11 protein-coding genes are annotated in these 13,875 nt (G+C 43.4%); 3 read left to right on the top strand and 8 right to left on the bottom strand.

Annotation, left to right across the window (positions count from 1 at the left end; genetic code table 11):
- Nucleotides 1–31 precede the first annotated feature (31 nt).
- The 6 genes from QGP82_RS01700 to QGP82_RS01675 form a co-directional block, all read right to left on the bottom strand.
- Complete coding sequence (locus QGP82_RS01700; protein ID WP_499056790.1) at nucleotides 32–1,054, bottom strand: hypothetical protein; 1,023 nt, start codon at nucleotides 1,052–1,054, stop codon at nucleotides 32–34.
- A gap of 84 nt (nucleotides 1,055–1,138) precedes the next feature.
- Nucleotides 1,139–2,854 (bottom strand): hypothetical protein, encoded by a 1,716-nt coding sequence (locus QGP82_RS01695; protein WP_499056789.1) that lies wholly within the window; start codon nucleotides 2,852–2,854, stop codon nucleotides 1,139–1,141.
- Between the two features lie 268 nt (nucleotides 2,855–3,122).
- Nucleotides 3,123–5,159, bottom strand: coding sequence for a beta strand repeat-containing protein (locus tag QGP82_RS01690; protein WP_499056787.1), 2,037 nt, complete (start codon nucleotides 5,157–5,159; stop codon nucleotides 3,123–3,125).
- A gap of 177 nt (nucleotides 5,160–5,336) precedes the next feature.
- Nucleotides 5,337–5,942 (bottom strand): hypothetical protein, encoded by a 606-nt coding sequence (locus QGP82_RS01685; protein ID WP_499056786.1) that lies wholly within the window; start codon nucleotides 5,940–5,942, stop codon nucleotides 5,337–5,339.
- A gap of 57 nt (nucleotides 5,943–5,999) precedes the next feature.
- Complete coding sequence (locus QGP82_RS01680; RefSeq protein WP_163665626.1) at nucleotides 6,000–7,301, bottom strand: S8 family peptidase; 1,302 nt, start codon at nucleotides 7,299–7,301, stop codon at nucleotides 6,000–6,002.
- Between the two features lie 94 nt (nucleotides 7,302–7,395).
- Nucleotides 7,396–8,445 carry a hypothetical protein gene (locus QGP82_RS01675; RefSeq protein ID WP_499056784.1) on the bottom strand — a complete coding sequence of 350 codons (1,050 nt, stop codon included), beginning with the start codon at nucleotides 8,443–8,445 and terminating at the stop codon, nucleotides 7,396–7,398.
- A gap of 634 nt (nucleotides 8,446–9,079) precedes the next feature.
- Between QGP82_RS01675 and QGP82_RS01670 the strand changes: the two genes are divergently transcribed.
- The 3 genes from QGP82_RS01670 (at nucleotide 9,080) to QGP82_RS01660 (ending at nucleotide 11,695) form a co-directional block, all read left to right on the top strand.
- Nucleotides 9,080–9,241 (top strand): hypothetical protein, encoded by a 162-nt coding sequence (locus QGP82_RS01670; RefSeq protein ID WP_163665630.1) that lies wholly within the window; start codon nucleotides 9,080–9,082, stop codon nucleotides 9,239–9,241.
- Between the two features lie 141 nt (nucleotides 9,242–9,382).
- Nucleotides 9,383–10,639: an adenylate/guanylate cyclase domain-containing protein gene (locus QGP82_RS01665; RefSeq protein ID WP_163665632.1), complete on the top strand. Its 1,257-nt coding sequence runs from the start codon at nucleotides 9,383–9,385 to the stop codon at nucleotides 10,637–10,639.
- Nucleotides 10,640–10,717: 78 nt separating this feature from the next.
- Nucleotides 10,718–11,695, top strand: a complete 978-nt coding sequence (locus tag QGP82_RS01660) for a hypothetical protein (protein WP_163665634.1) — start codon at nucleotides 10,718–10,720, stop codon at nucleotides 11,693–11,695.
- Here the strand turns inward: QGP82_RS01660 and QGP82_RS01655 are convergent.
- The gene (locus QGP82_RS01655) at nucleotides 11,655–12,419 is read right to left on the bottom strand and encodes a thioesterase II family protein (RefSeq protein WP_163665635.1); all 765 of its coding nucleotides are present in this window, start codon (nucleotides 12,417–12,419) and stop codon (nucleotides 11,655–11,657) included. The two genes, QGP82_RS01660 and QGP82_RS01655, sit on opposite strands and share 41 nt — an antisense overlap.
- Before the next feature lie 156 nt (nucleotides 12,420–12,575).
- Entirely contained in the window at nucleotides 12,576–13,763 is a 1,188-nt protein-coding gene (locus tag QGP82_RS01650; RefSeq protein ID WP_499056782.1) for an MFS transporter, read from the bottom strand.
- Nucleotides 13,764–13,875: the final 112 nt, after the last annotated feature.

The raw sequence follows: 13,875 nt of genomic DNA, 5'->3' as shown, positions 1-13,875 counted from the left end.
ACCAAACGAGAGTCTGGACGCTAACCATTGATTATCCCCCTGGCAACTGTCCTGGCTGTTGCGGTTGAGCCCCTGCCTGGTTTTGTGGTACTTCGCCACCATACATGGAAGCAAAGTTGTCTAGCTTAAAGTAATCTGACTTAAATACTAGCTCCACCGATCCCGTGATCTGGGCTGCTAAATCTGTTGTCGCCGTACTCTTAGCAGAAGACACACTAATTTTGCTGCGCTTTCTAGCACGGGAACTGCGTCGACCAATAAAGCCAAAGAGTCCCCCTCCATGGGTACCACCGGTCTTCGTAGTCGTTGTTTGAGCCGCCTTGTCAGTCTTGTTAATCTTTTCAGTAGCCTTGACATCAAAAACAACGGCTGCTTTTACCGTACCTCGTTCGACCACCAGTCGAGAGATACCCATTAAAATAGTCTCTCGCAATAAGGCCCGTTGTTCCTTTGCCAATGCCAGTTTGGCATCCATGATTTTAGCTTTCACTTGGTTGTCACCAAGATCCAGCTGTTGCCCACTGGCATTCCCTAGAGTGGGTTCACCCTGTTCATCTTCCATAAAGCTGAACTGGTCACCCATATTATCCGCCAGGTAACCAAAGGCATCTTCGTCACTGACATTTTTGACAAAGTGGCTCAGGGATTTAGTTGCAGACTTCAGCAGTTGCTGATATTCCTGCATCTGGGTAACAGTGACGTTCAGGTTGGCGTCAAAAACCCCTGTCAGCAGATCTTCCACAAATTCAGGAAAATCCACATCACTAATAAAGTCAGAGGCCATATCACCTGTTTCCGAGCCAATTCGCTCATTCAGGTGACGCTTGTCATTGATTTGATCACTGGCCGCCAGTCCAGTTGATAGGCCTCTTTGTGCCGCTAACTGACCACCATTGCCCTCAGCTAAATCATTGTATTGATTCTGCACCATGTCTTTATACATGGCCATCTGTTCATCTCGATTCATGTTGCGGAATGTAGGTGATTCCTGCAACAACTCCCGTGCCCGCTGTCGAGCTCTATGCATTCGATCATCGTGTACTAATTGTGACATGGTACGTCAGCCTCTATATGCCCAACAAAACTATCAACAAAACCCAAATGTACAGACATTGCATGCAACATCTCTCTCCTCTGCCTAATCCCAATCATCAAAATCATCATCCATACCGTCCATGTCATCCATACCATCGCCGTCTCGTCCAAAAGAGCCATCATCTTCCTCCATGGAGGCTTGGGCAATAATCCAGGCTTCTGCCGACGAGAGAAAACTCTGGAATGAACTGTCTTGAACAGATCCTTCGTTAAAGTTTGAAACCCACTGAAAGACTTTGTTTCCTTCTACCGCAGAGGTGCGAATAGGGGCGCTGGAGACCATTATCCCCAAGTCTTCTTTTGCAACCTGTTCAATCACTGTCCAAATACTTTCACGTCGCCCACCATAGGATGTGAGTACATAGTCAGCCTTGATAATGTCTAATGCCTCTTGTAAATGGGCATAGTCTTCAGTGACCTGCAGGTGAGCCATACCGGTCATGGTTTCACTCAGGTTGTACTGTAGGTTCTTAGTAGCTTGATAAATCGGAGCCTTGGAGACCCAACTCTCGGCTGAGTAGCTGCCCTCTGCTTTGCGGATATACTCGGCTACTTCAGACATAAGCTGGTGCCATAGTCGAGGAAAGTCTTCATTGGCCACCATATTGGAGAGTAGCTGCCCTCCACCTCGATTTAATACACGACGATACAGCATAGCCCGCTCTTGGGGAGTGGAGCGCTCACTGCGCAGTTTATGGTAGCGGTAAAGGGCGGCAGCCGTTGTGCCATCGGGGACATCGAGAACGCCTCCAGCCCAGCGTAGTACCAGGGCATTGGCCACATCAAATACATGCATCCGTTCACCAATGCAGTAGATGTAGTCTAGGGCCCCTGCTGCTAAAATGTTGTCCGGACTAACGCCCTGCTCTTCGATACTCTCAAAGGTATCAACGGAAAAGTCCCAGGTGGTTTCTCCTCCTTTGATACGGGCCGTATCAATCGGATCCTCAGCAACGTTGGCGATTTTTAGCGCTTCATTATAGGCCAGGAAGAAGTATTCGTTGTAGACACCATTTGTAAAATCGCTTTCGGACGTAATTTGAACACCCAGTTTGACCAAATAATCGGTCATCCCCTGCTTAATTGCGGTGGTAAAAACAGAGCTGGGAAGAATTGTGCTCTCTCCGTTTGCCTCTTTCGTTTCTAGATTTTCAACAAACTGTTCTACATAATGGGGAATATCTCCCTCAGTATAGATGGTTGAGAGTAGCTCATTAACTGCAGGCTCAACCTTACCAACAGTAATGGGCAGCCCCTGTTCTAAGAGTAAATCCTCTAGCTGCTCCCAACGTTTGTCACCGGCTTGGACCTGAATATGCTTATCGTCCAGGACCAAGGCAATCATCCGGGCTAAAAAATATCGTTTGGGGATATCGCTCACATGGCGCAATACCGAATTATATATACCTTCAGTATCGTCTTTATCTATGCCATCACCGCTACTTATTGTATTATCATAATAAGTAATATCTCCAACATAAATAGATTTCCTGAGCAGCGTTGCGTAGATTATTGGCTCAGAGAGCAATAATCGTAAAACATTATCTAATCCAGACTTATTTAACCGTTCAGTTATGACGGAGATAGTACCTAGCATCCCTTCGGTGGCAAGATAGGTTTTAGCCTGATCGCTACTTGCCAGGTTATCGTCTTTATCTTGGTAATAGAGTCTAGTTTTTTCTAATGCAGTTGTAGCGTAGGAATCTAAAGTAACAGATGGTTCAGTAATTTGTAGTACTAGATCTACGGTATCAGTCATGATAATTCTCCCAAAAATCAATAGAATGAACAGATTGAAACGACGTCTTGAAGACTTTGGTCAGGGTATATCGGGTTGGTCTTTATTCTGTCTATTCCCGATATTTCCCGTTGGGTAAATGTTGAAAATAATCCATGAGAGCCTTTCTAATTTAGGTTGGCGGAGATAGACCGGAACTTTCAGTAATGTCATAGTTGGAGTGGTAGAGATAGAGATAGATTGAAACCCTTAATAGAGTCATATGGCAAAGGTTGTAAGGATTGAGTTATTAAGTTGAACTAGTAAACAGGCTCCAAACCAGATCCCAATTGTCGATATCGCTGACAACAGTTTCCTCTTCCCCTTCCTCTCCTATTATTTGAGCTATTATGTCGGCCAACGATGTTGTATTGAGAGATGAGGAGCTAATAGCTGCGTTCACAGCATCTCTAATATCGTCTTCAATCAAGTAACTGTTAATAGTGTCAGTGACCATTGTATCTAAGGAGGAACTGGTAATCGTTGCGCTCACAGCATCTCTAATATCGTCTTCGACCGAATAACTGTTGATAGTGTCAGTGACCGTTGTGTCTAAGCCCGCATTGGTAATCGTTGTGTTTACGGTATCTCTAATATCGTCTTCGACCGAATAACTGTTAATAGCGTTAGTGGCCGTTGTGTCTAAGCCCGCATTGGTAATCGCTGTGTTTACGGTATCTCTAATATCGTCTTCGACCGAATAACTGTTAATAGCGTTAGTGGCCGTTGTGTCTAAGCCCGCATTGGTAATCGCTGTGCTTACGGTATCTCTAATATCGTCTTCGATCGAATAACTGTTAATAGCGTTAGTGGCCGTTGTGTCTAAGCCCGCATTGGTAATCGTTGTGTTTACGGTATCTCTAATATCGTCTTCGATCGAATAACTGTTGATAGCGTTAGTGACTGTTGTGTCTAAGCCCGCATTGGTAATCGTTGTGTTTACGGTATCTCTAATATCGTCTTCGACCGAATAACTGTTAATAGCGTTAGTGGCCGTTGTGTCTAAGCCCGCATTGGTAATCGCTGTGCTTACGGTATCTCTAATATCGTCTTCGACCGAATAACTGTTGATAGTGTTAGTGACTGTTGTGGCTAAGCCCGCATTGGTAATCGTTGTGTTTACGGTATCTCTAATATCGTCTTCGATCGAATAACTGTTAATAGCGTTAGTGGCCGTTGTGGCTAAGCCCGCATTGGCAATAGCTGTGCTCACGGTATCTCTAATATCGTCTTCGACCGAATAATTGTTAATAGCGTTAGTGACTGTTGTGGCTAAGCCTGCATTGGCAATGGCCTCCTTCAGGTATGTACTCAGACCGTTATCAACTGAATAATTGTTAATAGCAGTATCAATAGTGATATCCAAAGACGCATTGGTAATAGTATTACTCAGGTAATTTCTAAGCTCGTCATCAACCGAATAAGTGGATACAAAATTATTAATCGTTGTATCCAAAGATGCGTTGACGATGGCATCATTCAGGTAAATACTCAGTCCGTCATCAACCGAATAATTGTTGACAGCGTTAACAATAGTTGTATCTAAGGAAATACTGTTAATAGCATCCATCAAGAAATCATTAAGCTTCTCATCAACCGGATAATTGTTGACAGCATCAGGAATAATTTTATCCAAGGAAGCACTGTTCATGGCCTCAGCCAGAAAATCATCAAGCTTCTCATCAACCGGATAATTGTTGACAGCTGTATGAACATTTGCAGCAAAGGAAGTACTGTCAAGGGCTGTGTTCACAAAGTCAGCAATAGTCGTATTAATAATATCAGTAATAGAATCGTCAATAGCCGTTTGAACTTGGCTCATAGTAGGAGCAGCATTGGCTGTTGTTTGAGCATTGCTCGCTCTTGTTTGAGCATTGCTCGCTATCGTTTGAGCATTGCTTGCTAACAACTGAGCAGTAAGGGCTAAATTCAGAACTATCTGGGCTGCATAGGCTGTAGTAATAATCGTATCTTTTAGGGACACAAATTCACTCTTAGCCAAATAGGAATAAAGTGAGAGTACTGTTTCTGGTAAGCTATCATCACTGAACCTATCTGGGGTCCAGCGAGAGAGATCTAATCTCTGATAGAAATCTAAGCTCTCAGTCGCCAAGTCAGGTACTACCTCAGAGAGCGAAATCTCGGACTCAGTAACAAATGTTTTAACAAAGTTCTCAATACTCCATGTTGTGCCAGCTAAAACTGAAGCCGAGATAGCATTATCCACCTCACTTGATGAGGTAAGTGGGAATAATTCATAAAGTCTAGAGAAGATATCAACAGCCATCAGCTAACTCCAGAAACCAAATATTCTTTAAACCAGTTTTCAGTCACTCACCTTTATGCAACCCTATCCTTAGCCAAAGAGAGTTATCGACCAATTGCAATGGCCCTAAGCCTCGTCTTAGTAATGGAATAATACTGAAAACGAGGCGTTACCATTGCAGCATTTACGCTATCGCTCTTATGCTGTCGCGAGAGCAAACTGGGACTTAATTACTGACCAATTATCAACTTCGCCACCTGTTATGGCCTCTGTTAGGTTATCCAGTGCTGTACCCATATCACTAATTTTAATTTGAAGGGTGTCTGTAAGCGCTGCAAGGGTGATTGTGGTTGCATTTTCTGTGTTAGCTGCCGTCAAAGCACTCTCAGCATCCACAAAGAGATCATAACAAGCACCTGTCGATGTAAGACTACTACCAAAACTAGCAGATCCTTTTACTGCCTCAATTGCCGTTGACAAAGTGGTCTGTAATTGTGGCTCGATTAGCGGGTCGTCTACCAACTCAGACCCAGCCTCTGATACACGGATAGCATTGTCATAGGCTAAATAGACATCTATCAAAGCTTGGCAGGCAGCTTGCAATAAATCATTATCTATTGAGTTCGTAATTGCGTTCCCCAGTGTCCCTGTGCTAATTAGATAGTTTCTTAATGCAAGCTGTGCTCTAAGTTCAGTAATTTGTGAGTCTGCCAACGGGAGAACTGACGTTGTTGACACTTCAACAAGCTCAAGGTTGGCGCTTAGGGTGAGGGAATTATGTAGAACAAATTCATCGAAAATCATCATTAATCTCTCAAAAAAATACAACTATTACAGCGGCCTGATCTCAGTAATGTCTAGTCAGGCTGCAAACTTGTAATCTAATAAACGTAGAGCATCCAGCAAATTCAGTTTGCCAAAACCTGCCTTGGGATGTTTAAACCGTTTATCGAGCTTGTCAGCAGTGTGTTTCAGCAGGTATTTAACCTGTTGGTCGGACAAATTAGCCTTATGGTGTTGTCGTGCATAGGATTTGAGTAGAGCGATCGCACCTGCAACAAAAGGTGAAGCATGGGATGTCCCCGTGGAGAAACCATAATCATTACCAATGTAAGTACTGTAAATATCAGTGCCAGGAGCAACAAAATCTACCTGTTTACCATAGGTAGAAAAGGGTGCAACGTTACCTGATTCATCCAGCGCCCCCACCGCAATCACATGGGGCAATGCACCTGGATAATAAAGTTGTTCTTTACCATCATTACCTGAGGCGGCAACAATGGAAACTCCTTTTCGGCGGGCGTAGTTTACAACGTCTTCATGGGGTAAACCACCACCGGTATGTTCTATCCCTAAACTCATATTAATCACATTTGCTCCATTGTCAATAGCCCATTTAATACCGGTATTAATGTTGTCCACTAAGCCTGCACCAACTTTTTTAGACCCTCTCTTTAGTGCTCCTAACACCCGTACTGGCAAAATCTTGCACTTGGGCACCACACCCAAAGGCATCTTTATCCCCTGACCAGAAACGATTCCAGCCACATGGGTACCATGGCCTACTTCATCGTCTGGGTCTTCGTCATAGCCTAAATAATCACCGAGAAACTTACCGGCACCATCAATAATATCAACAAAATCTGCGCCGGGAAGTAACACATTTTTTAATTCAGGGTGATCGAGATCAACCCCCGTATCGAGAACAGCAATGGTGATTTGAGAATCTCCCTGGCTGTAATCGTGGGCCTCTGGTAGGTAGATGGCTTGACGCGATCGCATACCCGTAGTGAGACTAAACCCCTTAGCAATTACCTGAGGTAGCTCAGCTGTCGCCACTCTCCCAGCCGTGACCGTTTCGACATTAGGAATAACAGCAATATCGTCAATTAACCCTGGTGGAATATTTTTATTCTGTTGCAAAATCAGACGATATGTCCGATCAAACTTACTTTCTCTCTCATCGTGATCCCAATGAGTTTCTCTGGCAGGCCTATACTCCCGCGTCATCTGAAACGAGCACCCATAGTTTTCAGTCACCCTATCCACTGTTGGCGTGAGATATATGGGTGCTGTTGCTTTACGCTGAGCAACATCCTCCCAGTAGGGAATCTGACCAGGGGCAATATCTTTAACTAGGGTCAATAGAATATGAGGTTTCATAGCGATTCCACCGTCAGCCTGAACAGCGTTTTTTCTTCCGAACAGTTATCCATCAGATATCAGCGTGTTTTGTTGCCAAAACGGAGCGTTAGGGTTAACTCGCCCCTACCACAGCCCATTTGACCGTAATCTCGTCAGAATGATTGTTAAATATCCAATCAATACCTCCGTTTTGGCCATTGTCACTCTTTGTGAAATTCTCCTCAATATTGCCATTGGAAACGAAAAGAATTGTTTCGCCTGGCTCCAACGACCAAGCATTCTGATCTTTAAGGGGGACTAGCTCGTCTGCTCCCAGTCCTGAGTCTTCATCGCCTATTTTGATTGTTTCTCCTCGCCCGACTAGTAAGCAGCCAGCCGGTGAACCGGGTAGAAGGTATGAATCAAATGCCTCTGTATACACAGAAGTATAGCCAACATAGTCAATGGATTTACCCTCTGCAAAAATTTTCCAGGTCCCTTCAGCTGAGAAATAAAATGTTAGGGTATGCTCAAAGTTATTCTTAAACAGGTATCCCGATGCGGCCTCAACCTTAAATCTACCGTTAGTAGGAGTCTCTCTATTAACTTCAAGGAACCACCAAACAGTAATACTATCTGTAGCAGATAGATCATACAAATCGCTACTTTGAGAATAATAATTACAAAGCAAGGAGACGCTTTCTTTTAGATCCAGGCTAATGGTAGTCTGCTCTCCCACCTCTTCATAGTGCTCTGCTTGCTTAATTAATAGGGCACCCACTGGAAATGTGGGCTTGAGAACATGTGAGGGAACTAGAATTGATTCGGCTGGATCAACTGTCTGGCCAAGGGAAGTGAGCGACAATGGATTTTCTAGCTCACCTGGCAATAGCTCATCTGGAACCTCGACTGACCATGTCCCTTTAACATCAGGGACAAAGGTTACTTTCACCTTAAAATCAGTGGGATTCGTAAACAGTTCACCTTCATTGGCATTGGCAACAACTGATAACTGACCATAGTTCAAAAACGAAGACAGCAAAATTGGTGTTGTATTAGTAACAGCTGGCTCTTCTACAATTGTCGATGTTGTTTCCCCATTTGCAGAATTCACTGAACTGGCCAGTCCAAACCCTTGGCTAATCGCTGTCCAATTTGCTGTTGAGCGTGATTTCTTAACCATATTCTCTAAAACAGATACTATTTACTTCGATCACGTTCAGCCACCCATTCAGAGCAGACATTCTTCTCTGAATTCACTTGATATAGGTTTACAGGGTGCAGAAACTCTAATTTTCTGGATGGCTATAACAGCTCACCAAAAAACTTTTTATCAAAAACCATACAAGCAGGGAATAACGCCTAAAATCAGGCATCGTGACAGCATCACGACAGACAATCAAACGTCTTCTTGGACCATATCTTCTATCTTCAAACAAAGAGTAGCAAGATTTTAGCCTCAAGAAAAGCATGCTACCAAAAAGCTAAAACCCATACTATAGGCTCTCTTATTTTATTAGCTACAACACGCAAAGAAACATCTGTCAAACAGATCTAGTGCTACTTAGCTCAAAAAACAAAAGGCTTCTGGGTACATCACCAACTTAAACCAGTAGACCTATCATAGACAAGGGAAGAAAATACCGCCAGACATTTCGAGACATTTCAATTTTTCTTAGCAAATGAAACAATGCTTTACCAAACAATCCATGCAACAATAATTACCTATACTACAAGATCATAATCTCGGTGTAGCGTTGCACCGAGATTACAGGCAATATTTAAAGTAGTCTCGGTATAGCATTGCACTAGCTCCAATGGGTCTTTCGAACACAACAGAGCTGTCGCAAATGATCGTTTCCTCCACCCACATTATTCATATCTTTGACCGAGAAGGGGATATTGCTGAAGTGCTTTACAACGTTAATAATTTGCGCCATACCGGTGTCGTAGTGTGGGCCGACACAATTATTTTTTGAAGACGATCCCAATCGATTATGGGGCAAGCTGGAAGCTCAGCCAATAGTGACGTATCATGCGGTTAATTCGTGGGTAACCATAACGCATCAAATCACAATAACCTTGGCCATTTTATGAAGTAAAGCTTGCCATTATCCAAGATGAATTCTGAAACATCTATTCCAGATCCCAATGGGCATTCTTCCCTGGAAACAGAGATCATACGCTTACGTAAATTAGTTGAAGACTTAACGCTAAAAAATAGCGAATTAGAAACTATCGTTGAAATTATTACAGATCACTCAACAACCCTGGAAAATAATCTCAAAGAACAGAATCAAACCATGGTAGATTACATTGAACAAGTCAATACAATTACGGCGGCAGCTATTACAGTTCAAAACAATACCTTTAATCCTAATAGTCTAAAATCTATCTCTGCCCGAACCGATGAGCTAGGCAACTTAGCTCAAGTTTTTTCAGAAACGGTACAATCCGTTAAACATCATGAGCAGCAGCTAATTGATGCCAATAAACACCTTTCCGATCTTTTAGAGGCCTACAGTCGATTTGTCCCTGAAGAATACCTGATTTTTCTTAAGCAAGATAGTATTATCAATATTCAACTGGGGGATCACGTTAGTAAAGAGATGGCCGTTATGTTTTCTGATATCCGCTCATTTACAACCCTGTCGGAACACATGACCCCCCAGGAAAACTTTAACTTCATTAATGCTTACCTACGACGGGTTAGCCCAGAAATTCGTAATCACAATGGCTTCATCGTTAAATATCTAGGGGATGGCATGATGGCAGTTTTTCCCGAAAGCGTTGATGATGCACTGCAGGCGGGCATTGCCAAAGCTAAGCGAGTGACAGAATATAATCAGCACCGTTTGTCTGCGGGGTACCAACCATTGGAAGTGGGTATTGGTATTCATGTGGGGCATATGATGGTAGGCATGGTTGGTGAAGCTAATCGTATGCAGGGCGATGCCTTCTCAGACAATGTCAACTTGACTGCTCGGCTAGAAGGGTTAACCAAATACTATGGCGCATCGCTCCTCATTTCAGAGGAAGTTTTGGGGCAGTTAAGTCAGCCTGAACAGTACACTTTTCGATTGTTAGATCGCGTTATCGTCAAGGGGCGTCAAGAACCCATTACCATTTATGAAGTCTTAGAAGCTGACCTTGAAACCTCTCATTTTCTAAAAAAGAAGACTCTTGCCCTGTATCAACAGGCAAGAAAATTCTATCAAGAGGGCAACTGGGTTCAGGCACAGAGGTATTTTGAACAGGTTCTAAAGATCAACCCAATAGATAAAACAGTACAATTTTACTTAGAACGGATTCAACAATTAAGCCAACGGAGCCTTCCTAATGGTTGGCAAGGCATTTGGAGCTTTACTCAAAAATAACGGTTAATAAATTGAATTACATTTACTCATTTATAACTTTCTACTCTCATTGTCAGGGTTCAAGCTGCAGGTTCCATTATGCTCCCCAATACTTTCTCTGAAACTGTTGCCTTAACAAAACAGTTTGTATTAGCAGAATTTGATAAAACAATTCAAAATCAACAGCTTTACTATCACAATCGCTGGCATATCAAGACTGTCCAACGACGAGCCAATCAAATCTTTTCTATCGTTGCCCCCCATTGGCAAAAGTCTAATCAGGACACCCAGAAAAACCCTGATCTAAGTCGCATACACAGCCTACTTGATTTGTGTGTAGCAACCCACGATATGGTACAAATCTTCTTGCCTCAAAGTCATCCCCATATTACTCGTCGGCGAGCCAGTGGAGAGAGTGAAAAGGCAACATGTGACAAGTTGTTGACCTATATTTGCCAGCTTAATCAGAACCTGGCATTAGCTGGGAAATTTCAAGCGCAGTTTTCTGAGAAAGATATTGAGTTACTCCAATTGGCAATTCTAGGCACAATTTGCACCTATAGTCCTTTAGAAGAATCTATTTATCAACCTGCTTTATATGATTCCGAAAATCCACCCCATATTATCACTCGTATCCTTGCTCTAGCCGATATTTCATCCCTGGGGATGGATGGTGTTACAGTTTATAATCGGGAAGGGAGTCTAATCTTTTTAGAAGAGAATCCAGATATTATTCCCTACATTCAAGAACAGAAAATAGAACTGTTATCAGCAGAACATCCCGAACTTGCTGAAAGTTTTAGACAGCGCTTACTCAAGCGAGCCCGCTGGCAACTTAGCTTTGCCCGTTCCCGATTGAGCAGAACGATTCAAGAATTAATGTTTTTTTCTGATGACGTCATTGACGCCTTGGTTAGAGACGCGTTTCCCTATTTAAATGAAGAGACTCTCAGGATAGTTGAAAAAACTACACCCACAGCTGTATCAACATCTTTGCAACAATTGCTTAAGTTTTTTCAACTAGACCCAGATCTAATCAAAAATCAGCTACAAACTCCGTCAAGGCTTGAATCATAGCAACTTTATTCTGCTCCTCTACCAAATACATATGCCCTCCAGGGAACAACTTCAATTGGAATGTCTGATCGGTCTGCTCCTGCCATCGCATCAGATCTTGAGTGTTTACCCCTTTATCATTCTCCCCCCCTAACGCTAAAATGGGACAGGATAAAGGGCCTCTAGGATAATAACTATAGGTTCGATTCAGATATAAGTCTGCCCGATAAATTCGCAATAACAGTTCCATCATCTTAGTATCTTGCAAAACCACCTCCGGTGTCCCCTCATCGGCCCGTAGCTCGGCAATTAATGTTGCATCATCCTGCTGGTCATCGCGCTGAGCTGCAAAAGTATGAGGTGGCTGACGTGCCGAAACAGCCAAAGCTACAGGAGCATATCCAAAACGATCCCGCAGTTGATGGGCTACTTCAAAACTCACTAAAGCTCCGAAGCTATGGCCAAACAAAACAAATGGCTGATCACAATGGGGGGTAAGCGCCTGTACCAAGGGTTCAACTAACTTCGGCCACTGGGTCAACAGCGGCTCACGAAACCGAGTTTCACGACCTGGCAATCGTAATGCCCAAAGATTTATCCATCCAGGCATGGCTGCTGGCCAATGGCGAAAAAACACACTACCAGATCCAGCAGGAGGGAAACAAAATACATTCAGTCGAGCCTGAGATCGCTGCTCACCTAAGGGTATCAGCCAGTCAGCGCTATTCTCTGGTATATGTGTCATTCCACCTAAACCCAACATTCAGTAGCTGTTTATTAGTACTACGACATAATAGCTACCAGCGATAACGGTATAGTTTAAACACTTCTGAACTTTTGACATCAATACGGCAGATCTACATGACTAACATAACCTACATCATAAATCGATAAAACACACCTAAAACCCCCGCAATTTATCTGAGTATACGGCTATCAATGAAATTCCCCCGCCACACAACAGAATATATAACGAGCCAATTATCGCAACCATTGCAAATGAGATACCCCAATCATAAAGTTGTCCCCCACACAACAGCCCTATATTGGTTGCCAAGTTTGCAACAGAAACCATCAGGGCATAGGTAAACCCCTCTGCTCCTTGGGGGCAGATTTGTACCACTAGCCCAAAAAGTCCTAGAGTTCTTAATGTGACCGTAAACCCGCGAACAAGGTAAACGCCATAGGCGCTGGAAACATCCTGCATAAAGGATAAGCTCAGCAGGGAAATTGCACCACTGATGATGACTAATCTTAAAAGGGGTAGTTTTGGAAAGCGTTGCGTTAGAATTCCAAAGGCAATTGCCCCCAACCCTAATCCCAAACACTCCACCGCTTTAAGATTACCGATTAGCGTGTTGCTAAAGTCCAAGATCTGCCGCTGGTAAACATAGTCCACTGGAGTTGGGCTAATGTCCAGCAACAGGATCAAGCCAAGCATCAATTTTAGGTTGGGTTGCTTGGCTGCCTGCCAAAATTGTTGCCAACTTCGGCCTAGAGTAAACGTTTTATTGGGTTGTTCAGGAAAGAAACTTAGAACAGCGATAAAGCCAATTCCTGGGAAAATTGTGCTCAGTAGGAACACAGTTGAAAGAGGGGTGTGCTCGGCTAACCACCCACCTAGACCGTACATTGCGATCGCAGTAAATCCTAATCCCGCCCACTGAGAAGCTTGCAGGATATTGGCGTTGCCTTGTTTCTGACCTTCTACCACCATTAATTTATCTGCTACTACATCAGAAAATGCCACACCAGTGGAAATCACCAGGCCCAAGGCAACTAAACTTATAGCTGAGGGTTCAGACCAACTTGTGATCATCACAAAGCTCACAATGATGCCGCCATAACAAATGAGTAAATAACTTTTGAAGGTATGACCAAACAGGGGCACCCCATCGACTAAAAGACCCCAAAGAGGTTTGATAAACCAAGGTAGAACGACTACTAGCTGAAAACTAGCCAGCTGAGTGGCAGAAAATCCTAGCGTATCGGTCAGATAAGTTACAAGGGGTAGAAAGGCTAGTCCTGGATTACTACAAGCCGCTTGAATGCCATAGAGCAATACCATGAAACCAATGAGCTGAATCATGCTCCCCCCTTTAGAATGTAGAGGTGTCCCATGCATGGAACACCTCTACACCTTATAGGCTCCTAGGCTCCTTATGTATTGTTTTGAATCAATCCCTTGGTTGATCTAAAAC

Source organism: Leptothoe sp. LEGE 181152 (assembly GCF_032906605.1).
GTDB lineage: Bacteria > Cyanobacteriota > Cyanobacteriia > Phormidesmidales > Phormidesmidaceae > Leptothoe > Leptothoe turfae.
This window is presented reverse-complemented; position numbering and strand designations above follow the sequence as displayed.

What these genes read in the sequence shown, in the direction of transcription:
- QGP82_RS01700 (WP_499056790.1), bottom strand. Translation starts at nt 1,054, where the DNA reads ATGTCACAATTAGTACACGATGATCGAATGCATAGAGCTCGACAGCGG.
- QGP82_RS01695 (WP_499056789.1), bottom strand. Translation starts at nt 2,854, where the DNA reads ATGACTGATACCGTAGATCTAGTACTACAAATTACTGAACCATCTGTT.
- QGP82_RS01690 (WP_499056787.1), bottom strand. Translation starts at nt 5,159, where the DNA reads ATGGCTGTTGATATCTTCTCTAGACTTTATGAATTATTCCCACTTACC.
- QGP82_RS01685 (WP_499056786.1), bottom strand. Translation starts at nt 5,942, where the DNA reads ATGATTTTCGATGAATTTGTTCTACATAATTCCCTCACCCTAAGCGCC.
- QGP82_RS01680 (WP_163665626.1), bottom strand. Translation starts at nt 7,301, where the DNA reads ATGAAACCTCATATTCTATTGACCCTAGTTAAAGATATTGCCCCTGGT.
- QGP82_RS01675 (WP_499056784.1), bottom strand. Translation starts at nt 8,445, where the DNA reads ATGGTTAAGAAATCACGCTCAACAGCAAATTGGACAGCGATTAGCCAA.
- QGP82_RS01670 (WP_163665630.1), top strand. Translation starts at nt 9,080, where the DNA reads ATGGGTCTTTCGAACACAACAGAGCTGTCGCAAATGATCGTTTCCTCC.
- QGP82_RS01665 (WP_163665632.1), top strand. Translation starts at nt 9,383, where the DNA reads ATGAATTCTGAAACATCTATTCCAGATCCCAATGGGCATTCTTCCCTG.
- QGP82_RS01660 (WP_163665634.1), top strand. Translation starts at nt 10,718, where the DNA reads ATGCTCCCCAATACTTTCTCTGAAACTGTTGCCTTAACAAAACAGTTT.
- QGP82_RS01655 (WP_163665635.1), bottom strand. Translation starts at nt 12,419, where the DNA reads ATGACACATATACCAGAGAATAGCGCTGACTGGCTGATACCCTTAGGT.
- QGP82_RS01650 (WP_499056782.1), bottom strand. Translation starts at nt 13,763, where the DNA reads ATGATTCAGCTCATTGGTTTCATGGTATTGCTCTATGGCATTCAAGCG.